General features: G+C 66.7%; 20 protein-coding genes. 15 read left to right on the top strand and 5 right to left on the bottom strand.

Features of this window, described 5'->3' with window-relative positions; genetic code table 11:
- Positions 1-139: 139 nt before the first annotated feature.
- The 3 genes from infC to rfbD form a co-directional block, all read right to left on the bottom strand.
- A complete protein-coding gene (infC, locus tag HV701_RS17190; protein WP_175134241.1) occupies positions 140-691 on the bottom strand; it encodes a translation initiation factor IF-3 in 552 nt (183 codons plus the stop codon).
- A gap of 20 nt (positions 692-711) precedes the next feature.
- Positions 712-2,664 (bottom strand): threonine--tRNA ligase, encoded by a 1,953-nt coding sequence (thrS, locus tag HV701_RS17185; protein WP_175134229.1) that lies wholly within the window; start codon positions 2,662-2,664, stop codon positions 712-714.
- A gap of 334 nt (positions 2,665-2,998) precedes the next feature.
- Entirely contained in the window at positions 2,999-3,913 is a 915-nt protein-coding gene (gene rfbD, locus HV701_RS17180) for a dTDP-4-dehydrorhamnose reductase (protein WP_175134228.1), read from the bottom strand.
- Between the two features lie 296 nt (positions 3,914-4,209).
- Here rfbD and HV701_RS17175 point away from each other — a divergent pair, with 296 nt between their 5' ends.
- Positions 4,210-4,944 carry a response regulator transcription factor gene (locus HV701_RS17175; protein WP_175134227.1) on the top strand — a complete coding sequence of 245 codons (735 nt, stop codon included), beginning with the start codon at positions 4,210-4,212 and terminating at the stop codon, positions 4,942-4,944.
- A gap of 51 nt (positions 4,945-4,995) precedes the next feature.
- Here the strand turns inward: HV701_RS17175 and hemN are convergent, their stop codons facing one another.
- On the bottom strand, positions 4,996-6,420 hold the full coding sequence (gene hemN, locus HV701_RS17170; protein ID WP_175134226.1) for an oxygen-independent coproporphyrinogen III oxidase: 1,425 nt from the start codon (positions 6,418-6,420) through the stop codon (positions 4,996-4,998).
- Between the two features lie 196 nt (positions 6,421-6,616).
- Between hemN and HV701_RS17165 the strand changes: the two genes are divergently transcribed.
- The 12 genes from HV701_RS17165 to HV701_RS17110 all read left to right on the top strand — a co-directional run bounded on the left by HV701_RS17165 (position 6,617) and on the right by HV701_RS17110 (position 20,356).
- Positions 6,617-6,880 (top strand): hypothetical protein, encoded by a 264-nt coding sequence (locus HV701_RS17165; RefSeq protein WP_175134225.1) that lies wholly within the window; start codon positions 6,617-6,619, stop codon positions 6,878-6,880.
- A 370-nt stretch (positions 6,881-7,250) separates the two neighbouring features.
- Entirely contained in the window at positions 7,251-7,985 is a 735-nt protein-coding gene (locus tag HV701_RS17160) for a FadR/GntR family transcriptional regulator (RefSeq protein WP_175134224.1), read from the top strand.
- A 102-nt stretch (positions 7,986-8,087) separates the two neighbouring features.
- Positions 8,088-9,797, top strand: a complete 1,710-nt coding sequence (locus tag HV701_RS17155; RefSeq protein WP_175134223.1) for a thiamine pyrophosphate-binding protein — start codon at positions 8,088-8,090, stop codon at positions 9,795-9,797.
- Between the two features lie 17 nt (positions 9,798-9,814).
- Complete coding sequence (locus tag HV701_RS17150; RefSeq protein ID WP_175134222.1) at positions 9,815-11,056, top strand: Zn-dependent hydrolase; 1,242 nt, start codon at positions 9,815-9,817, stop codon at positions 11,054-11,056.
- Between the two features lie 18 nt (positions 11,057-11,074).
- Entirely contained in the window at positions 11,075-12,574 is a 1,500-nt protein-coding gene (locus tag HV701_RS17145) for an aldehyde dehydrogenase (protein ID WP_175134221.1), read from the top strand.
- A gap of 195 nt (positions 12,575-12,769) precedes the next feature.
- The gene (locus HV701_RS17140) at positions 12,770-14,344 is read left to right on the top strand and encodes an ABC transporter substrate-binding protein (RefSeq protein ID WP_175134220.1); all 1,575 of its coding nucleotides are present in this window, start codon (positions 12,770-12,772) and stop codon (positions 14,342-14,344) included.
- Between the two features lie 91 nt (positions 14,345-14,435).
- Positions 14,436-15,443: an ABC transporter permease gene (locus tag HV701_RS17135; RefSeq protein WP_175134219.1), complete on the top strand. Its 1,008-nt coding sequence runs from the start codon at positions 14,436-14,438 to the stop codon at positions 15,441-15,443.
- A complete protein-coding gene (locus tag HV701_RS17130) occupies positions 15,440-16,279 on the top strand; it encodes an ABC transporter permease (RefSeq protein ID WP_175134218.1) in 840 nt (279 codons plus the stop codon). The genes HV701_RS17135 and HV701_RS17130 overlap by 4 nt, the downstream gene beginning before the upstream one ends.
- A gap of 9 nt (positions 16,280-16,288) precedes the next feature.
- Positions 16,289-17,926, top strand: a complete 1,638-nt coding sequence (locus tag HV701_RS17125) for an ABC transporter ATP-binding protein (RefSeq protein WP_175134217.1) — start codon at positions 16,289-16,291, stop codon at positions 17,924-17,926.
- 57 nt (positions 17,927-17,983) lie between these two features.
- Complete coding sequence (locus HV701_RS17120) at positions 17,984-18,301, top strand: cupin domain-containing protein (RefSeq protein ID WP_175134216.1); 318 nt, start codon at positions 17,984-17,986, stop codon at positions 18,299-18,301.
- A 92-nt stretch (positions 18,302-18,393) separates the two neighbouring features.
- A complete protein-coding gene (locus HV701_RS17115) occupies positions 18,394-19,452 on the top strand; it encodes a histone deacetylase family protein (protein ID WP_175134215.1) in 1,059 nt (352 codons plus the stop codon).
- A gap of 7 nt (positions 19,453-19,459) precedes the next feature.
- Complete coding sequence (locus HV701_RS17110; protein ID WP_175134214.1) at positions 19,460-20,356, top strand: DMT family transporter; 897 nt, start codon at positions 19,460-19,462, stop codon at positions 20,354-20,356.
- A gap of 14 nt (positions 20,357-20,370) precedes the next feature.
- Here the strand turns inward: HV701_RS17110 and gntR are convergent, their stop codons facing one another.
- The gene (gene gntR, locus HV701_RS17105) at positions 20,371-21,396 is read right to left on the bottom strand and encodes an HTH-type transcriptional regulator GntR (RefSeq protein ID WP_175134213.1); all 1,026 of its coding nucleotides are present in this window, start codon (positions 21,394-21,396) and stop codon (positions 20,371-20,373) included.
- A 141-nt stretch (positions 21,397-21,537) separates the two neighbouring features.
- On the opposite strand from gntR, the gene HV701_RS17100 reads away from it, so the two are divergent.
- Together HV701_RS17100 and HV701_RS17095 are read left to right on the top strand one after the other, a co-directional pair.
- A complete protein-coding gene (locus HV701_RS17100) occupies positions 21,538-22,080 on the top strand; it encodes a TRAP transporter small permease (RefSeq protein ID WP_175134212.1) in 543 nt (180 codons plus the stop codon).
- A 30-nt stretch (positions 22,081-22,110) separates the two neighbouring features.
- On the top strand, positions 22,111-23,391 hold the full coding sequence (locus tag HV701_RS17095) for a TRAP transporter large permease (protein WP_175134211.1): 1,281 nt from the start codon (positions 22,111-22,113) through the stop codon (positions 23,389-23,391).
- Positions 23,392-23,438 lie beyond the last annotated feature (47 nt).

Raw genomic sequence — 23,438 nt, 5'->3', positions numbered from 1 at the left:
CTTCCCTTTCGGGAAGGCGGCTATCAATGACATCGTAGCGCAGAGCCGCCCAATAAGCGAACCCGCCGAACATGGGCTGGACGGCGGGTCGCGGGAAGGAACGGCCAGGCCTATCCAGAAGGAAAGGCCGGCAGGAGCTTTACGCCGCCGATTCCGGCTTGCCCGCGGGGGGAGCCTTCTTCTTGGGCGCCAGCACCATGACCATCTGACGGCCTTCGAGCTTCGGCATGGCTTCGACCTGGGCCAGTTCCAGCAGATCGTCGCGCACCCGCTCAAGTACCCGCATGCCCAGTTCCTGGTGAGCCATTTCACGGCCACGGAATCGCAGGGTCACCTTGGCCTTGTCGCCTTCCTCGAGGAAGCGGCGCAGATTGCGCAGCTTGACCTGGTAGTCGCCCTCGTCGGTGGCCGGACGGAATTTGACTTCCTTGACCTGGATGACCTTCTGCTTCGAGCGAGCTTCGGCTTGGCGCTTCTGCTCTTGGTACTTGAACTTACCGTAGTCCATCAAACGGCAGACCGGCGGCTCGGCGTTCGGCGCGATTTCCACCAGATCCACGTCGTTTTGCTCGGAAAGACGGAACGCGTCGGCGATCTTGACGATGCCCAGCTGTTCTCCGTCCAGACCTATCAGGCGCACCTCGGGGACGCGGATTTCACCGTTGATGCGATTGGCTTTTTCAGTGGCGATGTTGAAAGCTCCTAGAAATGTTAAGCAGCGCTGCCATCGGGTTGATTGACGTCGCGGCGGGTGGATACGTCTTCGGACAGGCGGGCGACGAAGTCGTCGAACGCGATGGCACCGAGGTCCAGACCGCCCAATCCGCGTACGGCGACGGTGCCGTTCTGCTTCTCCTTGTCGCCGACGACGAGGATGTACGGCACCTTCTGCAGGCTGTGCTCCCGAATTTTACGAGTGATTTTTTCACCGCGCAAATCGGACTCGACCCTAAAGCCTTGTTTTTTCAGGCTTTGCGTGATTTCGGCCGCATAATCGGCCGAAGGTTCGGAAATGCAACACACCACGGCCTGCACCGGCGCCAGCCAGGGCGGCATCGCGCCGGCGTGGTTTTCGATCAGCATGCCGATGAAACGCTCGAGCGAACCCAGGATGGCGCGGTGCAGCATCACGGGCGGACGACGCTGGTCGTTCTGGTCCACGTACTCGGCGCCCAGGCGCACAGGCATGGAAAAGTCGACCTGGATCGTACCGCACTGCCAGTGGCGGCCGATAGCGTCCTTCAGCGTGTATTCGACCTTGGGGCCGTAGAACGCGCCCTCTCCGGGGGAGATCTCGAATTCGCAGCCAGTGCGGCGCAGGCTTTCCATCAAGGCCTGTTCGGCCGTGTCCCAGACCTCGTCCGAACCGATGCGCTTTTCCGGACGCGTGGCGACCTTGTACAGCACCTCGGTGAAGCCGAAGTCGCGGTAGACCCTCTGCAACAGGGCCGTGAAGTCGGCGCATTCGTCCTGGAGCTGCTCTTCGGTACAGAAGATGTGGCCGTCGTCCTGCGTGAAACCACGCACGCGCATCATGCCGTGCAGCGAGCCGGACGGTTCGTTGCGGTGGCACTGGCCGAATTCGCCGTAGCGCAGCGGCAGCTCGCGGTAGGAATGCAGGCCGGCATTGAAGATCTGCACGTGACCCGGGCAGTTCATCGGCTTCAGGCCATAGACGCGGTTCTCGGACTCGGTCGTGAACATGTTTTCACGGTAGTTGTCCCAGTGGCCGGTCTTTTTCCAGAGCGAGATGTCCAGGATCTGCGGCGCTTTCACTTCCTGGTAGCCGTTGTCGCGGTAGACCGAGCGCATGTACTGCTCGACCTGCTGCCACAGGGCCCAGCCCTTGGGGTGCCAGAAAATCAGGCCGGGCGCTTCGTCCTGGAAGTGGAACAGGTCGAGTTCGCGGCCGATCTTGCGGTGGTCACGGCGCTCGGCCTCTTCCAGCATGTGCAGGTAGGCTTCCTGTTCTTCCTTGGTGGCCCAGGCAGTGCCGTAGATGCGCTGGAGCATCTCGTTCTTGCTGTCGCCGCGCCAGTAGGCGCCGGCCACCTTCATCAGCTTGAAGACCTTCAGCTTGCCCGTGGACGGCACGTGCGGGCCGCGGCACAGGTCGATGAACTCGCCTTCGCGATACAGGCTGAGCGGCTCGTTCGAAGGAATCGAGGCGATGATCTCCGCCTTGTACTTTTCGCCGATGCCCTTGAAGAACTCGACGGCGTCGTCGCGCGACCAGACTTCGCGCGTGACGATCTCGTCCTTCTTGGCCAGTTCGGCCATCTTCTTCTCAATGGCGGTCAGGTCTTCGGGCGTGAACGGGCGCTTGTACGAGAAGTCGTAGTAGAAACCGTTGTCGATCACCGGGCCGATGGTGACCTGGGCGTCGGGGAACAATTCCTTGACGGCGTAGGCCAGCAAGTGCGCCGTAGAATGGCGGATCATGTCCAGGCCGTCAGCGTCCTTGGCGGTCACGATGGCCAGGCGGGCGTCGCCCTCGATGCGGTAGCTGGTATCGACCAGCGTGGGGTCGGCGCCGTCAAAGGTCACGCGGCCGCCCAAGGCGGCTTTGGCCAATCCCGCGCCGATCGACTGCGCCACCTCGGCGACCGTGACCGGCCCCGGGTATTGGCGCTGCGAACCATCGGGCAATGTGATCTGTACCATCGGGAGTGCTTCCTGGGGTTCTTGGGGAAAAATCGAAATTCAGAAACGAAAAACGCGGCTGGTAGCCGCGTTTATCTGGTTGTCTTGCTGAGTCCTACCGCTGACCTGACACGGTGAAACCCGACGCACGAAAAACTAACGCGACATAGGGCGAAAGTTCCGGGTCGTAGTTCGTGCCAGCGGGAAAAACATGGTGCCTGGGCCTTGAGGGTGGACTTGGTGCCGCGCCACCGGTGCGATTGAAGCGCGGTCGGTGGAGCTTATCGTTGCCGATTGTAGCACCCTTTGCGCCTATCTCGTGACATTTGCGCGACAGCGGCGGCCCGTGACGGCTTCAGGCCAGATTGCGGCTATCCGCAATCGTGGCCAACGCGTGTCTCACACCGTCCTCCCAATGCGGCGCGAGGATACCGAAAGTGCGTTCCAGCAGCCGGCTGTCGAGCCGCGAATTGGCCGGCCGGCGCGCCTTGGCGGGATATTGGTCAGAGCGCACCGCCACGATGTCGCCTGGCGTCAGGGTGACGGCCAAGCCGGCGCGGCGCGCCTGCTGCGCGATGAAACAGGCGTACTCATGCCAACTGGCATCGCCGGTGGCGGCCAGGTGATACAGGCCGAACGGGAAAGCCGCATGCGCCGGCCGCGCCAGGTAGCGGGCCAGCATCAGCGCGGTGGCATCGGCGATGTAGGCGGCGCCGGTCGGGGCGCCGCGCTGGTCGCTCACCACCCTGAGCGTTTCTGGCTGGCGCAGCGCCAGCAACATGGTCTTGAGGAAGCTGTTGCCAAATACGCCGTAGACCCACGATGTGCGCAACACCAGGTGCGCCGGGTTCATGGCGCAGACCGCCCGCTCGCCGGCCAGCTTGCTGCGGCCATAGGCGTTCAGCGGCGCCGGCGCGTCGCACTCGTCATAGGGACCGGCCTTGGCGCCGTCGAACACGTAGTCCGATGAATAGTGGACGATGAGCGCGCCGCGCTCGGCCGCCAGGGCCGACAGTTCGCCCGCCGCCTCGGCATTGATGCGCATGGCGCGCACGGTGTCTTCCTCGGCGCGCTCGACGGCCGTGTAGGCCGCGGCATTGACGATGATGTCCGGCTTCTCGCGGCGCACCAGCCGCGCGATCTGCAGCGGATAGGTCAGGTCGCAATCGGCGCGCCCGAATGCCGCCACGCGGCCCAGCGGCGCGAGGCTGCGCCGCAGTTCGAAACCCAATTGCCCATCCCTGCCTAGTATCAGAATCTTCTTGGACATGCGCTGCCCACCGCCTTGCCTGTCTTGCGCCACCGGCCAGCGAACGCCGGGCCGGAATATCGACGCGATTTTATTCCTCGCCACGCCAGTCAAAGCATGGCCGGGATTAACGTCGCATCACGGTATCACAAACGTAGTTTTGTCTGATTCATGTTTAGTTTTGGGCAATACGACGCCGTAAGACCATAAGCTTCACACTCGAATTTCGGACTGGTTACGGCGAGTGTGCAGTCCCAGCAGCCTTCGGGCGCACACCCTTTTTACCGACGTTTTCCCGTCCATTCTGTGGAGTCTTGATGAATACTGCCTCAGCGCCGGATGCCGCCGCCTCTGCCGAGCCGCGCTCCCACGATGCAGGTGACCGCCCCAATTCCCGCAAGCACCTGCTGCTGTCGCGGCCGCCCCCTGTCATCCGGGTGGCGATCCTCGATGACCATCCCGTCGTGGCGCTGGGCCTGGGCGCCTACCTGGATGCCCGGCCCGGCTTTCGTGTCATCCACCAGGAAACCTCGGCCAGCCGGCTGCTGGACAAGCTCTCCAGCACGCCCTGCGACGTGGCCCTGATCGATTTCTACCTGCCCCAGGAACCCTGGGATGGCGTCAATTACCTGCGCCGCCTGCGGCGCTATCACCCCAACCTGGCGATCATCACCTTCTCGGCGGGCAATCGCCAGGAAACCCAGTATGCGGCGTATCGCGCCGGCGCCAACGGCTACCTGGCCAAGCAATGGGGCATGTTGCTGCTGCCCGAGATGATCCACGGCGTCCTCAGCAAGAAAGATCCTTTCCTCTCGGTGCACGACGGCAAGATCCGCCCCCTGTCGCCGCGCCCGCCCCACGCGATGCTGACCACCTCCGAGGTCGAGGTCCTGCGCCACATCAGCCAGGGAATGTCGGTGACTCAGATCGCCGCGCGCCTGAAGCGCAGCAAGAAGACCGTCAGCACCCACAAGCGCCGCGCCATGCGCAAGCTGCAACTGTCCGACGACCTGGCGCTGGCCTTGTTCCTGCGCGAGAAATTCGCCGAATAGGCCTGCGCCGCAGTCCGGCTTCGCCGGCTGCCCGCCTGGGCGGCCGGCCCGTCAGATGATGCGCGAATAGCTGGCCGCCGTGCTGGCGTTGCGCAGATAGCCATCGAAGGTCATGGCCACGGCCCTGACGAAATACCAGCCCAGGCCGGTTACGCGTAATTCGCCGGCACGCAGGTTGACCAGGCCGAGTTCGGCCAGATTGGCCACCTGCGACAGCTCCGGCCCGAAATAGTCCCCAAACCGCAAGCCATGCCGCGCCTCGACGCCGGCAAAGTCCACCCTGCCCTGGCACATGATGTCCATGATGACGTCGCGTCGCGCCAGGTCATCGGCATTGAGCGCCAGCCCCCGCTCGACGGCGAAATGGCCCGACTCGATGGCCGCGTAATAGCTGTCCAGATCCTTGGCGTTCTGGCTGTAGGTATTGCCGATGCGGCCGATGGCCGACACGCCCAGCGCCACCAGGTCGCGGTCGGGCTGGGTACTGTAGCCCTGGAAATTGCGATGCAATTGGCCGCGCTGCTTGGCGATCGCCAGGGCGTCCGTGGTCAGCGCGAAATGATCCATGCCGATGTAGGTATAGCCCTGTTTCAGGAACCCCTCGATGGCCGCGCTGAGCAGGCCGACCCGGGTGGCGCGGTCGGGCAGATCCTCCGGATTGATGCGGCGTTGCGGCTTGAAGCGCTCGGGCAGGTGGGCGTAGGCGTAGAGCGCGATACGGTCGGGCCGCAATGCGCTGACCTGCTCGATGGTGCGCGCGAACGACGCCGTGGTCTGCAGCGGCAGGCCGTAGATCAGGTCGACGTTGATCGAGGCATAGCCCAACGCCCGGGCGCTCTGCATCAGGTCGCGCACCTCTTCGAACGACTGCACGCGATGCACGGCGACCTGCACTCTGGGGTCGAAGTCCTGCACGCCGAAGCTGAGCCGATTGAAGCCCAGTGCGCGCAGCGTTGCCAGGCGCTGCGGCGTGGCCGTGCGGGGGTCCACCTCGATGGAGATCTCGGCGTCGGGCTCGAAGCGGAAGGCTGCGCGCAGGTCCGCCATCAGTCGATCAAGCTCTTCATCGGCAAGAAAGGTCGGAGTGCCGCCGCCGAAATGCAGCTGCGACACAGGCATGCCCGGCCCCAACTCGGCCACGTGCAGGGCGATTTCCCGCGCCAGCGCATCCAGGTAGCGCGCCGCGCGGTCGTGATGGCGGGTCACGACCTTGTTGCACGCGCAGTAATAGCAAACCGAATCGCAGAACGGGATATGCACGTAGAGCGACAACGGTTCCGGCGTACAGGCCGCGCGCCGCTGCCCGAGGGCCTGGCGATACTCGGCCTGGCCAAACGCCTGGTGGTAGCGGTCGGCAGTGGGATATGAGGTATAGCGGGGGCCGTTCTTGTCCAGCCGCGCGAGCAACTGGGGGGGAAAGAAAGGTTCGGCGGCGGCCGACGGGTCGGCGACTGAGGGGCTGAGGGTGGCTTGCATACCTCGAATTATTCGCCTGCGCCGACCCGCGGGGGTTGATCTGGCGCAAACGTGGCCGGCGCCTGCTGCGAGGACGCAACGCGCCAGGCGTGACACGGCCGCCGGACCCGGTCCCGCGCCGCCGGCAGCCGCGGGGCGGAACCGAGACCCATGCCCCGTAAAATGCCCACATTTCCCCATGACAAGGACATTCCCCGTGGATACCGAACTCGACGGACGCCTGCTTGCGCTGCGCCAGGCGCTGGCGATCGCCATCGCCCTTTCCACCCGCGGCAGCCCGCAAGCCACCGACATGGCCCTGGAACTGCTGGGCGACCTGAAGGCCAACCTGGACGATGCGCCGTCGGACAGCCCCTTTGAAAAGCCCGAATGGGCGGTTGGCGCGCATGACGAGCTGGAGGGCATCGCGCGCCTGGTGCGCGCTTTCACCCAGACCCCCGAACCGGGCGCTGACGCCTGATCCCTTCGGCGCCGCGTGCGCCGTCAACGCACGGCGCCGCTTGACCTTTGGGCGCCGCGCATGCGCCGCGCGGCCCGCCCGGCGCGTTTCTCTCACTGCCGCCGCGCCGATTCCACCGGGCCGGCCCGCAGGACAAGCCCCCGCGGCGCCGGGTCCTCCGGCCTTGCCGTGGCCCTGCCACGCTTGAACGCCTCCTCCCGCCTCGCATTCGGCCTCATCGATCACCAGACAACTGGCCTGACCACCAGATAGGAAGACGGGAAATCCCTCTGATCGTTTTCCCTTTATTCCCTGAATTTCGCTTCTATTTCAACGACAAGATACCTATATTGGTGGCCTGACCACCTGACCAAGATTTTGCAGTACCGCCATGAGCACCTTCCAAGCCGTCGCCGTCACCCGCCTCTATCGCATGATCGCCGACCAGATCGCCGGGCGCATCCGCGCGGGCGATTTTCCGCGCGGCGGCCGCTTGCCTTCCGAGCGCGAGCTGGCCGAACAATTGCAGGTGAGCCGGGCCTCGATCCGTGAAGCGCTGATCGCCCTGGAGATCGAGGGCTACGTGGAGGTGCGGGTGGGCACCGGCGTATTCGTCACGGCCAGCCGCGAAGCCGCCCCCGCCGCTCCAGGCGGCGCGTCTGCGGCCATCCAGGACGACATCGGCCCCTTCGACCTGCTCGAAGCGCGCATGTTGATCGAACCCGAGTGCGCGGCGCTGGCCGCGCAGCAAGGTTCCCCGGCGCAGATCGCCGCCATCCGCGCGGCCCATGAGGCCATGTCGCTGACCGACGCGCCAGGCTGGCATGACCGCGAATTCCACAGCGCCATCGCCGCCGCCTGCGGCAACGCGGCCTTGGCCGCCACGGTGGCCCATCTGTGGAACCTGAGCCTGGCCAGCCCGGTGTTCAGCCGCATGCAGGATTACTTCGTCAATACCAAGGTATGGGCGGTGGCCCACGCCGAGCACCAGCGCATCCTGACCGCCATCCTGGCGCGCGATCCGATCCGCGCGCGCCACGCCATGCATGCGCACCTGATCGGCATCCTGGCCCGGCTGCGGGAAGACTTCGGCGATGACGACGGGAGCATCCGGCCCGACATCTAGGCCCCGCCCGCCTTCGTCCCGGCGGCGCCGGCCGCCGCTTGCCTTGCCACGAACCCCAGCCCGCGCCCTGCGCGGCCAGCCCCCCCCCCCGGGAGTGTTTGCATGACGGTTGTATCCCCCCCGCTGCGCAACGGCGGCCAGATCCTGATGCAGCAACTGCGCATCCACGGCACGCGCCGGATCTTCATGATCCCCGGTGAAAGTTATCTGCCCTGCATCGACGCGCTGAACGAGCACCGTGACGCCATCGAACCGGTGGTCTGCCGGCAGGAAAGCGGCGCGGCCTACATGGCCGAGGCCTACGGCAAGCTGACCGGCGAACCCGGCGTCTGTTTCGTCACCCGCGGCCCGGGCGCCACCAACGCCAGCATCGGCGTGCACACCGCCTTCCAGGACTCGACGCCCATGATCCTGTTCGTCGGCCAGGTCGGCAACGATTTCTACGAGCGCGAAGCCTTCCAGGAAATCGACTACCGCCGCATGTTCGGCCAGATGGCCAAGTGGGTGGCACAGATCGACCGCACCGACCGCATCCCGGAATTCGTGGCGCGCGCCTATGCCACCGCCACCAGCGGCCGTCCCGGACCGGTGGTGCTGGCGCTGCCGGAAGACACGCTGTGGGGCACCGCCGCGGTGGCGGACATGCCTCGCTACCAGCGCGTCGCCGCCAGCCCCGGTCTGTCAGACCTGGAACGCATGCGTCAATTGCTAGACCAGGCCGAGCGGCCCGTGATGGTGCTGGGCGGCAGCGGCTGGAATCCCGGCGCGATCCAGCAGATCGCCGCGTTCGCCGAACGCTTCGAACTGCCGGTGGCGACGGCCTGGCGCCGGCTCGAATGCTTCGACCAGCGCCATCCCAACGCCGCCGGCCAGATGGGCTGGGGCATGACCGAAGCGCTGCGCGCGCGCATCAAGGCGGCCGATCTGATCCTGGCGGTCGGCACGCGTCTGGGCGAAGCCACCACCGAAGGCTATCAGTTGATCGAGAGCCCGCTGCCACGCCAGGCGCTGATCCACGTCTACCCGGATCCGCAGGAGCCGGGCCGCGTCTTCGCCCCGACCCAGGCGATCGCCGCCAGCGTCGCCGGCTTCGCGCAGGCGGTGGCGACGCTGCAACCGGCCCACGCCACGCCGCGCGCCGCGGCCGTGCGGGCGGCTCACGCTGAATACCTGGATTCGCTCAAGCCCTTGCCAGCGCCCGGCCCGCTGGGTCTGGACGCCGTGGCCGCGCAGGTCAACCAGCGCCTGGCCCCGGATGCCTGCATTACGGTGGGCGCAGGCAACTACGCGCTGTATCCGCACCGCTACCGCCAGTTCACCGGTCTGGGCACCAGCCTCGCGCCGACCGTGGGGTCGATGGGCTATGGCCTGCCGGCGGCCGTCTCGGCCAAGCTGGAGCACCCGGACAAGACCGTGGTCTGCTATGCCGGTGACGGCTGCTTCCAGATGAACCTGCAGGAGTTGGGCGTGGCCCAGCAGTACCGGTTGGGCATCGTGGTGCTGGTGTTCAACAACGGCATGTGGGGCACGATCCGCGCGCACCAGGAGCGCGAATTCCCCGGCCGCCCGATCGCGCTGGGCTTCGAGAACCCCGACTTCACCCAGATCGTGCGCGGCTACGGCGGCTATGGCGAGGCCGTCGAACGCACCGAGGATTTCGCCGCGGCATTCGACCGCGCGCTGGCCTACGCCGAGCGCGAACGGCGCCCCGCGCTGCTGGAAATCCGCTACGACGCCGACGGCATCGCCCCCGGCCAGACGCTTACCGCTATCCGCGAGGCGGCGCTGGCGCGCAACGCCGCCGCCCACTAACCCGAACGAGGCTCCCCATGACTACTACCCTGTCCGTCAACGGCAACCGGCTCTGGCAATCCCTGATGGATCTGGCCGAGATCGGCGCCACGCCCAAGGGCGGCAATTGCCGCCTGGCCCTGACCGCGCTCGACGGCCAGGGCCGCGATCTGGTCACCGGCTGGATGCGCGACGCCGGCCTGACGATCCGCGTGGACCAGGTGGGCAATATCTTCGCGCGCCGCGCCGGCCGCAACGACGCCCTGCCGCCGGTGATGACCGGCAGCCATATCGACACGCAGCCGACCGGCGGCAAATTCGACGGCTGCTTCGGCGTGCTGGCCGGCCTGGAAGTGATGCGCACGCTGAACGACGCGGGCGTGCAGACCGAGGCGCCGCTGGAACTGGCCATCTGGACCAACGAGGAAGGCTCGCGCTTCGTGCCTGTGATGATGGGCTCGGGCGTGTTCGCCGGCAAATTCCCGCTGGAGACCGCGCTGAGCGCGCGCGACGCCAAGGGCCTGACGGTGCGCGATGAGCTGCAGGCCATCGGCTACGCCGGCCCCGACCCCGTTGGCGGCCGCCCGGTGGATGCCTATTTCGAGGCCCACATCGAACAGGGCCCGATTCTGGAACATGAAGAAAAAGTGATCGGCGCGGTGACCGGTTCGCTCGGCCTGCGCTGGTACGACATCACCGTGACCGGCATGGAGATGCACGCCGGCCCCACGCCCATGGGCATCCGCCGCGACGCGCTGTACGCCGCCAGCTACCTGGTGCAGGCCGTCATCGACATCGCCAACGCCCACCAACCGCACGGGCGCGGCACGGTGGGCGAGATCCACGCCCACCCCGGTTCGCGCAACGTGATCCCGGGCCAGGTGCGCCTGACCGCCGACCTGCGCCACGAAGACGAAGCCACGCTCACGCACATGGACCAGCAATGGCGCCAAGCCTGCCGTGATATCGCCGAGCGGTACGGCGTGCAGGTGGACGTAAAGGACGTGCAGTACTTCCGCCCCACCCCCTTCGATCCCGACCTGGTGGATAAGGTGCGCCAGGGCGCCGCGCAGCGCGGCCTGCCGGCCATGGACATCGTCACCGGCGCCGGCCATGACGCCGTCTACATGGCCGCGGTGGCGCCCACCGCCATGATTTTCGTGCCATGCAAGGACGGCATCAGCCACAACGAAATCGAAGATGCGCAACCCGCGCACCTCGAAGCCGGCTGCAATGTGCTGCTCGATGCCATGGTGGCCCGCGCCAACGCCGCGCGCTGAAACGACGAGGACCCTGTCATGACCCTGCATACCCTCGAATACTGGCAAGCCCGCGCCGCCGCGCTGACGCTGCGCGGCCAGGCCTACATCGACGGCGCCTATGTCGACGCCGCCGACGGCGCCACCTTCGCGGCCACCAGCCCGATCGACGGCCGCAAGCTGGCCGACGTGGCCGCCTGTGGCGCGGCCGACGTCGACCGCGCCGTGGCCGCCGCCCGCCGCGCCTTCGAAGCCGGCATCTGGTCCGGCCTGGCGCCGCGCGAACGCAAGGCTCGCCTGATTCGGCTGGGTCAGCTGATCAGCGAGCACACCGAGGAACTGGCGCTGATCGAGACCCTGGACATGGGCAAGCCGATCCGCGACGCGCTGGCCTTCGACCTGCCCGAGACCGCGCACTGCTATGCCTGGTACGGCGAAGCCATCGACAAGCGCTATGACGAGATCGCGCCGACCGGCGCCAACGCGCTGGCCACGGTCACGCGCGAACCCTTGGGCGTCGTGGCGGCCGTGGTGCCGTGGAATTACCCGCTGCTGATGGCCGCCTGGAAAGTCGCGCCGGCTCTGGCCGCGGGCAATAGCGTGATCCTCAAGCCGGCCGAGCAATCCTCTTTGAGCGCGCTGCGGCTGGCCGCGCTGGCCGAGCAGGCCGGCATCCCCGCGGGCGTCTTCAACGTCGTGCCCGGCACCGGCCCGGTCGCCGGCAGCGCGCTCGGCCTGCACCCGGACGTCGACTGCGTGGCCTTCACCGGCTCCACCGCCACCGGCAAGCGCTTCATGAGCTATTCGGGCGAATCGAACCTGAAGCGCGTGTGGCTCGAATGTGGCGGCAAGTCGCCCCACATCGTGTTCGAGGACTGTCCGGACCTGGACCACGCCGCGCTGATCGCCGCGCTGGCAATCTTCTCGAACCAGGGCGAAGTCTGCATCGCCGGCTCGCGCCTGTACGTGCAGGATGCCATCTATGACACGTTCATGGAGAAAGTGGCCCGGCACGCCGCCGAGATGCGGCCAGGCAATCCGCTCGATCCGGCCACGGCCCTGGGCGCCATGGTCGACGAGCGCCAGACGCGCGCGGTCATGGCCCGCATCGCGGCCGGTCAGGCCGAAGGCGCCACGCTGCGCGTCGGCGGCCGCCAATTGCACGGCGACAGTGGCGGCTTCTACATCGAGCCGACCATCTTCGACTGCACCGACGCATCCAGCCCGCTGTTGCGCGAGGAGATCTTCGGCCCGGTGCTGGCGGCGCAACGCTTCCATACCGAGGACGAGGCCATCGCATTGGCCAATGATTCCGCGTACGGCCTGGGCGCCGGGCTCTGGACCGCCAACCTGGGGCGCGCGCACCGGCTGTCGCGGCGCCTGCGCGCCGGCCTGGTCTGGGTCAATTGCTATGCCGACGGCGACATCACCGTGCCGTTCGGCGGCGTCAAGCAATCGGGTTTCGGCCGCGACAAATCGCTGCATGCGCTCGACAAGTACAGCGACCTGAAAACCACCTGGATAGACATCACCCGATAGCGTGCCGCGCATGCACCCAGTCTATCGCCGCATTGGTGCGCGGCGCCGCATCTGCACCCATACGTAGCATTGTTGTAGCAGCTCCACCCCGCAGTTCCCCGAGAAACAGGTGGCACGAGGTTTGCTTATCACTACCGGCACGTGCCGTGTGACAGGCGGCCACCTGACAACCCTCTTCCAGCCTGGAGGCTCGCAGTGAAATCGAAGACTTGGTTCTCCCTCAGCATCGGCGCCCTGGTTCTGGCGGCCGCCTTGCCGGCCACGCAGGCCCTGGCCCAGACCAAGGGCGGTACGCTCAACATGATCGTCCAGCCCGAGCCGCCCGTGATCGTCACGGCCATCAACCAGCAGGGCCCGACGCAATTCGTCGCCGGCAAGATCTATGAAAGCCTGCTGACCTACTCGACCGACCTGAAGCCGCAACCCGGCCTGGCCAAATCGTGGGAAGCGTCGCCCGACGGCCTGACCTACACCTTCCACTTGCAGGACAACGTCAAATGGCATGACGGCAAGCCGTTCACGGCCGACGACGTGGTCTTCTCGCTGGCCGACATGCTGCCCAAGACCCATGCGCGGGCCCGCGTGATTCTCAACAAGTTCGTCGCCTCGGTGCAGGCCACCGATCCGAAAACCGTGGTCATCAAGCTGAAGACGCCGTTCCCGGCGTTCATGCTGATGTTCGAACCGGGCTTCGCGCCGATGATGCCCAAGCACATCTACGCCGGCACCGACTACATGACCAATCCGGCCAACCAGAAGCCGATCGGCACCGGCCCGTTCATGTTCAAGGAATGGAAGCGCGGCGAATACATCAAGCTGGTGCGCAACCCCGACTACTGGAAGCCGGGCAAGCCCTACCTGGACGAACTGGTGTTCAACGTGATTCCCGACGCGGCCTCGCGCGCGGTGGCGTTCGAGCGCGGCAGCGTCGACGTGCTGCGCGGCGGCGACGTCGACAACGTCGACATCAAGCGCCTGCGCGCGCTGCCCAAGGTCGAGTACACCACCGCCGGTTGGGAAATGTTCTCGCCCCAGGCCTACCTGATCTTCAACATGCGCAAGCCGCCCTTCGACAACGTCAAGGTGCGCCAGGCGGTGATGGCCGCGCTCAACCGCAAGATGGTGGTCAACAACATCTTCTTTGGCCTGGGCAAGGTGGCCACCAGCCCCTTCGTGACGACCGAGATGTTCTACGACAAGAACATGCCGCCCCTGCCGTTCGACATGAAGAAGGCGCGCGCGCTGATCAAGGAATCGGGCATCAAGCCCGAGGACTACACCATCCGCCAACTGAGCTTCCCGTATGGCTCGACCTGGGACCGCCTGGGCGAATACACCAAGCAGGCGCTCGAACAGCTGGGCTTCAAGGTCAATCTCGAATCGACCGACGCCGGCGGCTGGGCCAGCCGCACCGGCAACTGGGACTTCGACCTGACCACCAACTTCACCTACCAGTACGGCGACCCCGCGCTGGGCGTGCAGCGCCTGTACATCTCGTCCAACATCGTCAAGGGATCGCCGTTCGCCAACGTGCAGGGCTACAGCAACCCCGAGACCGACAAGCAGTGGGAAGCCGCCGCCTCCGAGGTCGATCCGGCCAAGCGCCAGGCGATCTACAGCAAGCTGCAGACCACCCTGGTCAACGAAGTCGCCAACGGCTTCCTGGTGGACATGGAGTTCCCCACGCTGTATCGCGCCAACGTCAAGAACCTGGTCAAGACGGCCATCGGCCTGAACGAATCGTTCGACGACGTCTACATCGAGAAGTAAGCGCCGCAAGCCGCGGGCGGCGCCACCCGGCCCGCCCGCGGCGCGCGGCCGCGCGACGGACGCCAGCGCCCGTCCACGGAGGATCCAGAGCATGAAATTCCTGTCTTTCCTGGTTTCACGCATCGGCAAGGCCCTGGTGGTCGTGCTGGGCGTGGTCATCATCAATTTCTTCCTGATCCGCCTGGCGCCGGGCGACCCCGCCGCCGTGCTGGCGGGCCAGGCGGGCGCGGGTGACGCCGCCTATGTCGAGCAACTACGCGTCGCGTTCGGATTGGACAAGCCCGTGCTGACGCAACTGTTCCTGTACCTGAAAGGCGTGGTCCAACTGGACCTGGGCTTTTCCTATCGCAACCATGTGCCGGTGCTGGACCTGATCGTCGAACGCCTGCCCGCCACCTTCCTGCTGATGTCCTGCGCCTTCCTGTTCTCGATCGTGCTGGGCGTGCTGCTGGGCGTGGTCGCGGCCAAGGCGCGCTACCGTAACAAGCGCCGCTGGATCGACAGCTCGGTCATGACCGGCGCCCTGCTGCTCTATGCCACGCCGCTGTTCTGGTTGTCGCTGATGGGCATCCTGCTGTTCTCCGTGGTGCTGGGCTGGCTGCCCGCCTTCGGCATGGAAACGGTAGGGGCCGGCCTGACTGGCTGGGCCCGCGCCGCCGACATCGCCCAGCACCTGATCCTGCCGACCGTGACGCTGGGCTGCTTCTTCATGGCGGTGTACGTGCGCCTGACGCGCGCTTCGATGCTGGAAGTGATCGGCATGGACTTTGTCAAGACGGCGCGCGCCAAGGGGGTGAGCCCCGGCCGCGTGATCCGCGCCCACGTGCTGCGCAATGCGCTGCTGCCGGTCATCACCTTCGCCGGCATCCAGCTGGGCCAGATGGCCGGCGGCGCGGTGCTGACCGAAACCGTGTTCGCCTGGCCCGGTATCGGCCGGCTGATGTTCGACGCGTTGCTGCAACGCGACTACCAGCTGCTGCTGGGTATTTTCCTGGTGACCTCGATCATGGTGGTGGTGTTCAACCTGTTGACCGACGTACTGTACCGCCTGATCGATCCGCGCATCAGCGCGGGCGCGCAACAAGGAGCCGCGGCATGAAGCAATTCGCCCGACGCTATATGCGCAACTATGGCGCGGTGGCCGGATTGGCCATCATGCTGGTGGTGGTCATCGTGGCGCTGGCCGCGCCCCTGCTTTATCAGGATTCGCCCTGGATGATGGTGGCCGATCCGCTGATCCCGCCTTTCACCGACGCCGCCTATCCGTTCGGCACCGACATGCTGGGCCGCGACATCACCGCCGGCCTGGTGTGGGGCGCCCGCGTCTCGCTGATGGTGGGCCTGCTGTCCACGGCGGTGGCGCTGGTGTTCGGCATCGTCGTGGGCGCCATTGCCGGCTACTGCGGCGGCCGGGTCGATGACGCGCTGATGCGCTTCACCGAGTTCTTCCAGACTATCCCGCAACTGGCGATGGCGGTGGTGCTGGTGGCGATCCTGGGCCCCTCGATGTATTCCATCATGGGCGCGATCGCGGTGGTGTCATGGCCGCCGGCGGCGCGGCTGGTCCGGTCCGAGTTCATGACCCTGAAACAACGCGAGTTCGTGCAGGCGGCCATCGTCATCGGCCAGACGCCGGCGCGCATTGTCGGCACACAGATCCTGCCGAACGCCATGTCGCCCATCATCGTGTCGGCCTCGTTCATGGTGGCTACCGCCATCCTGACCGAATCGTCGCTGTCGTTCCTGGGACTGGGCGACCGCAACGAGATGAGCTGGGGCTTCATGATCGGCGCCGCGCGCACCATGATCCGCGAAGCCTGGTGGATGAGCGTGTGGCCGGGCGTGGCGATCCTGCTGACCGTGCTGGCCATCAACCTGATCGGCGAAGGCCTGAACGACGCCCTCAACCCGCAACTGCGCAAGCGCGGCGAATAGGAGAACGGCATGAACGCACCCACGCCCCTGCTGTCCATCCAGAACCTCAGCATCGCCCTGCCCCGCGGCGGCGACCGTCCATTCGCGGTGCAGGATGTCTCCTATGACATCCATGCCGGCGAAATCCTCTGTATTGTCGGCGAGTCCGGCTCCGGCAAGTCCATGAGCGCCAACGCCATCATGGGCCTGCTGCCCGACTACCTGACGCCGCAACAGGGCCGCATCCTGTTCCGCGGCACTGATCTGTTGCGCCAGGACGAGGCCACGCTGCAAGGCATGCGCGGCAAGGACATGGCCATGATCTTCCAGGAACCGCTGTCGGCGCTGAACCCGCTGATGACGGTCGGCGAACAGATCAACGAGGTCATGCGCGTGCACAACGCCTACCCCGGCCCCGAGCGCATGCGGCGCACGCTGGAACTGCTGGCCTTCGTCGGCCTGCCGGACCCGGCCACGCTCTACCACGTCTATCCCTTCCGGCTGTCGGGCGGCCAGCGCCAGCGCGTCATGATCGCGATGGCGCTGGCGCTGGAGCCGGCGCTGCTGATCGCCGACGAGCCGACCACGGCGCTGGATGTCACCACCCAGGCCCAGATCCTGGCGCTGATCGCCCGCATCCAGAAGGAAAAAGGCATGGGCGTGATGTTCGTCACCCACGACTTCGGCGTGGTCGCCGAGATCGCGCACCGCGTGGCGGTGATGGAAAAGGGCATTCTGGTCGAGCAGGGCCCGGCCGAGGAAGTGCTGAATCGCCCCCGCCATCCCTACACCCAGCGCCTGATCGCGGCGGTGCCGCACCGCCGCGGCGAGGAACGCGCCGCCGCCACGCCGGAACAACCGGTGCTGGAGGTGAAGGATCTGAAGAAGACCTATGTCGTCGGACACGGCTGGCTGGGCGGCAAGCGCGAAGTGCATGCAGTCGACGGAGTCAGCTTCAGCGTGCGGCGCGGCGAAACGCTGGGCATCGTCGGCGAATCCGGCTCGGGCAAGTCGACCATCGGCAAGTGCCTGCTCAAGCTGGTCGGCATCAACGGCGGCCAGCTGATCTTCAACGGCCAGGACATCGCCACCCTGCCCGAGTCGCGCTTCCGGCCGCTGCGCAAGGATATCCAGATGATCTTCCAGGACCCTTTCGCCTCGCTCAACCCGCGCCATACCGTCGGCCGCATCATCAGCGACGGCCCGGTCGCCAACGGCGTGCCGCGCGCCCGGGCCGAGGCCCGCGTGCGCGAGCTGCTGTCGCTGGTGGGTCTGGACCCGTCGGCGTTCGACCGCTACCCCAACCAGTTCTCCGGCGGCCAGCGCCAGCGCATCGGCATCGCCCGCGCCCTGGCGCTGGAACCCAAGGTGCTGGTGGCCGACGAATCGGTGTCGGCGCTGGACGTCTCGGTGCAGGCCCAGGTGCTGCAACTGCTGCACGACCTGCAGCAGCGCCTGCAGATCGCGCTGGTGTTCATCACCCACGACCTGCGCGTTGCCGCCCAGATCTGCAATTCGGTGCTGGTCATGCACCGAGGCAAGGTGGTGGAATACGGATCGCCCAGCCAGATTTTCGACAACCCGCAACACGCTTACACGCAACAACTCATCGCCGCCGTGCCGGGCCAGCATTGGGACCCGACCCAGGCCCAGGTTGCGGCGGTGTAAACCGCATGACCCGCCGCGGCGCCAGCGCCCGCGGCATCACCCCCCAAGGAGACTTGCATGCAACGCCCGCCCGCCGTGCCCACCGTCCAGATCGACAATGACCAGGTCACCGTCACCGAATGGCGCTTTCCGCCCGGCGGGGAAACCGGTTGGCACCGCCATGGCATGAACTACGTCGTGGTGCCGCAGACCACCGGCCCGCTGCTGCTGGACACGCCCGAAGGCCAGGTCACCAGCCAGCTCACCACCGGCGTGGCCTACTACCGCCCGGTCGGCGTCGAGCACAACGTCATCAACCCGGGCGACACGGAATTCGTGTTCGTCGAGATCGAGATCAAGCAGGCGGGACAGCCCGCCGCCGGCTGTTCGCACTGACGACCCGTCACACACCGACCGTCACGCCCCAACAGCCGGGCATGCCCCCGCCGATCGGCGGGCCCGGTCCGGCCGACGCGCAAAGGAACACCATGAAGGCGTTTTTCTCGGAAGAACAACTGCTACACACGCCGCAGCAGTTCATGCGGCTGGGGCGTATCAGCACCCCTACCGACCTGCCCTCGCGCGCCCACAGCCTGCAAGGCGCGCTGGCGGCGCGCGGCATCGCGGTCCAGGCCCCGCCCGACTTCGGCCGCCAGCCGCTGGAAGGCATCCACAGCGCGGACTACCTGGACTACCTGGAGACCGCTTTTGCCCGCTGGCAGGCGCTCAAGGCCCCCGGCGTCGACCCCGGCCCCGAGGTACTGCCCAACCTGTCACCCTACTACAGCGGCCGGATCGAATCGGCCGGGCGCGGCCCTTGTCCGTCGCCGTCGATCGTGGCGCAGACCGGTTACTACCTGAGCGACCTGTCCTGCCCCATCGGCCCGCACACCTGGCGTTCGGCGCTGCGCTCCACGCACAGCGCGGTGGCCGCGGCCGAACACGTGGCCGCCACCGGTGAAACAGCCTACGCCCTGTGCCGCCCTTCCGGCCACCATGCGCACCGCGACCGCGCCGGCGGCTTCTGCTACCTGAACAGCAGCGCGGCCGCCGCCGCCCGCTTGTTGCAGACCTGGGCCAAAGTGGCGGTGCTGGACGTCGACGCGCACCATGGCGACGGCACCCAGAACATCTTCTACCAGCGCGCCGACGTCATGACGGTGTCGCTGCATGCCGACCCCACCGGCTACTATCCGTTCTATACCGGCTATGCGCACGAACGTGGCCACGGCGCGGGCGCCGGCTGCAACCTCAACCTGCCGCTGGCGCACGGCTCGGACAGCGACCCGTTCCTGCGGGCGCTGGACAGCGCGCTGGCGGCGCTGGCCGGCTACGGGCCGCAGGCGCTGGTGCTGGCGCTGGGCTTCGATACCTACAAGGACGATCCCATCAGCGTGCTGCGGCTGGACATCGACGCCTACCGCGACATCGGCGCGCGCGTGGCCAGCCTGGGCGTGCCCACGGTGGTCGTGCAGGAAGGCGGTTACATGGTGCAGGCCATCGGCCCGGCGCTGGACGCATTCCTGCAGGGCCTGGACCGCGCCTGACCCCGCCATGGCCACTCACCCTGCCACGGCGCCCGGCGCCATCCCGGCCAGTGGCGCGCGCCAGGCCGGCATCCTGCTGTTCTTCGCGGCGCTGCTGGCCTTTGCCACGTTTGATGCGGGCTCCAAGCAGATGCTGGCGCGCTATCCGGCGCCGTTCCTGAACATCATGCGCTATACCGCGGTCGCGGTACTGGCGCTGGCGCTGCTGTGGCGCCAGCGCTGGCCGGACCTGCGCGGCGCCTCGCACAAGCCCCTGCTGATACTGCGCGGCATCATGCTGGCCACGGTCGGCACCTGCTTCATGACGGCCCTGATCTGGATGCCCCTGTCGGAGGCCACGGCCATCTACTTCACCTCGCCCCTGATCATGGTGGCGCTGTCGCCCTGGCTGCTTGGCGAGCGCGTGCGGCCGGCACAATGGATGGCGGTGGCCGGCGGCTTCGCGGGCATGTTGTTGATCGTGCGGCCCGGCGCCGACCTGCCCTTGCTGGGAACCGTGCTGATGGCGGTCTCGGCCATCAGCTACGCCATTTTCCAGGTGCTGACCCGCAAGTTATCGGGCAAAGTGGCCGGGCCGGTGCAATATGCCTACACCGCTTTCATCTGCCTGGCCGTCACCGCGTTGCCGGCGCCCTTCTTCCTGCCGGATCCCTGGCCGGCGCCGCTCGACATGGCCTTGATCGTGGGCCTGGGCGCCTGCAGCGGCTTGGCGCAGATCCTCCTGATCGCCGCGTTCCAACGCGTTCCGGCGGCGACCCTGGCGCCGTTGAACTACTTCCAGCTGTTGCTGGCGGTGGCCTTCAGCACGTTCTGGTTCCAACGTCCGCCCGACGGCCTGGCGCTGACCGGCATTGCCATGATCATGGCCTCCGGCGTGTTCCTGGCGCTACGCCGCGCCGCCTAGACACGGCGCGCGGCTCAGGAGGTTTCGCGCTGCACCAGCGTGAAGCCCAGGTCCACATGGCGCTGCGCGATCCCCTGCCCGGCCAGGTGGCGCATCAGCAGTTGCGCCGCGGACCGGCCGATTTCATAGCGCGGCGTGGCAATGGTCGACAACGGCGGCGTGGTCCAGGCCGTGCCGGCCAAATCATGAAACCCCACCAGCGCCATCTGTCCGGGCACGCTGATGCCCAACCGCCCGCACTGGAACACCGCGCCCTGCGCCAGGTCATCGTTGCAGAAGAACACCGCATCGCAATCGGGATGGCGCGCCCGCAGCGTTTCCAGCAGCGCCGCCCCCAGCGCGATCGACGATTTCTCGGGTGTCATGATTTCCAGCGTCGGGTCATACCGTCCGGCGTCACGCAGCGCCTGCCGGCAACCTTCGCAACGGCGCAGGGAACGCGGATCGAGCTGGGCGCCGACGATGCCGATGCGCCGATAGCCGCGCTCGACCAGGTGGCGGCCGGCGGCGTAACCGGAATCGAACTGCGAGAACCCCACGCTCATGCCTTCGTCGCCGGCCAGTGTCTCGATGGTGTGGACCGTCGGAATGCCCTGCGCCCGCAATAATTCCCAGACCCCAGGGTTGTGGTCGACGCCGGTCAGGATCAGCCCGTCGGGCAGGTGCTGCAGATACTTGCGCAGCAACGCCTCCTCGGCATCAGGCGAATAACCGGTGACCCCGATCAACAGGTGATAGCCCTGTGCGTCCAGCACCTCCTTGATGCCCGTGATGATGTCGACGAACACCACATTGCTGAGCGAGGGAATCAGCACCACGATGGTCTGCGAGCGCGCCGACGCCAGCGCGCTGGCCGCATGGTTGGGGACGTAGCCCAGTTCCTGGCAGACCGCGGCAATGCGCAGGCGCACCGCCTCGGCCACTTTGTCGGGCGTGCGCAAAGCGCGCGACACGGTGATCGCGCTGACCCCGGCGCGGCGCGCGACCTCCTGCATGGTCACGCGTCCGGCGCGGGTGCTGCGGGGCTTGCGGCTGGACATCTGGTTATGCGGGCGCTGTCTGGAGATTGGCGAGCACGTAGTCTGACCGAAAGATCGGGGCTTGCCAAACCAAAAATGTTAGCGCTAACATCCGCTCCACGACATCCATAAGAATTCCGGAAAACGGAAAGGAGACAAAGCATGCATGGTTCCCCTCAGGGGCGGTCCGGCGCTGCCCGCCTGGCCCGCGCGGCGGATTGGTGCACCCGGTTGCAGACCTGGCTGATGGTGGCCTGCCTGGTCGTCATGGTCGTGCTGCTGTTCGGCAACGTCGCCCTGCGCTACCTGTTCAACTCCGGCATCAATGTCTCCGACGAGGTCTCCCGCCTGGCCTTCGTCTGGCTGATCTTCCTGGGCGCGGTGCTGGCACTGCGCGACCATCAACATATCGGCGTCACGATGCTGGTCGATCGCTTCGGCCCGGCGGCGCGCCGGGTTACGCACATCCTCTGCCAATTGCTGGTGCTGTGGACCCTGTGGCTGCTGGCCGAAGGCAGCTGGGCCCAGACCCTGATCGGACTGGACACCCGCCTGCCGGTGACGGCGATGCCGCTGGCGGTGTTCAACGCCGCCGCGCTCTACGCCGCCGTCGCGATGGGCCTGCTGACCCTGCTCGACCTGCTGCGCGTGCTGGCCGGCGGCCCGCTGCCGGCGGAGTCCCGCGCCAAAGACCCGCTGGTCTGACCCCCGTCGCCATTCGTTCGGACCCGCCCCATGATCCTGACCGTCTTCCTGCTGGTGTTGCTGGGGCTCATCGCCCTGGGCATGCCGATCGCGTTCGCGCTGCTGTTGAGCGCGATCGCCATGATGTTCCAACTCGATTTCTTCGACAGCCAGATCCTGGCGCAGAACATGCTGTCGGGCGCCAACAGCTTCACCCTGATGGCGGTGCCGCTATTCATGCTGGCCGGCGAACTGATGAATGCCGGCGGCATTTCGCGCCGCATCGTCAACCTGGCCGGCATGTTCGTCGGCCATATCCAGGGCGGGCTGGGCTATGTCGCCATTTTCGCCAGCGTGCTGCTGGCGGCCTTGTCCGGCTCGGCCGTGGCCGACGCCGCCGCGCTCGGCTCGCTGCTGATCCCCATGTTGCGCGAGAAAGGCTACGACGCCGGCCAGGCTTCGGGCCTGATCGCCGCGGGCGGCATCATCGCGCCGATCATTCCGCCGTCGATCTCGTTCATCATCTTCGGCGTCGCCACCAACATTTCCATCACCAAGCTGTTCTTCGCCGGCATCGTGCCGGGTTTGCTGATGGGCCTGACACTGGTGGCGGTATGGACCTGGATCGCGCGCCGGCATGGCGCCACCCAGGCCACGCCGCGCCAGCCCTGGCCGGCCCGCCTGCGGGCGCTGCGCGAATCGGCCTGGGCGCTGCTGCTGCCGGTCATCATCATCGGCGGCCTGCGCGGCGGCATTTTCACCCCTACCGAGGCGGCAGTGGTGGCCGCCGTCTACGCCCTGCTGATCAGCCTGTTCGTCTACCGCGAGATCGGCCTGCGGCAGTTGCTGCCGCTGTTTGTCAACGCGGCCCGCACCACCGCCGTGGTCATGTTTCTGGTGGCGGCCGCCATGGTGTCGTCCTACATGATCACGCTGGCCGACATGCCGCAAGACCTGATCGCGCTGCTGGAACCGGTACTGGACCATCCCAGGCTGCTGATGTTTGCGCTGTTGGTTCTGCTGACGCTGGTGGGCATGGTGATGGACCTGACGCCGACCATCCTGATCCTGGCGCCGGTGCTCATGCCCGTCGTCACCCGGGCCGGCATCGACCCCGTCTACTTCGGCGTCATGTTTGTCATGGTGGGCTGCGTCGGCCTGCTGACCCCGCCGGTCGGCACCGTTCTGAACGTGGTCTGCGGCGTGGCCCGCATCAATATGGAAACGATCTGCAGGGGCGTATGGCGCTATGTGCTGGCCTACTTGCTGCTGCTGATACTGCTGGTGATCTTCCCCGAGGTGATCACCGTCCCCGCGAGCTGGATGCACTGAAGCCCGCAAACAAGCGCGTCGCTCCGACGCCCCTTAGAAAACGCCAA

It is taken from the genome of Achromobacter pulmonis (assembly GCF_902859765.1).
GTDB lineage: Bacteria > Pseudomonadota > Gammaproteobacteria > Burkholderiales > Burkholderiaceae_B > Achromobacter > Achromobacter pulmonis.
Note: the sequence above shows the minus strand (reverse complement) of the source record. Positions and strands in the feature narration are given on the sequence as shown.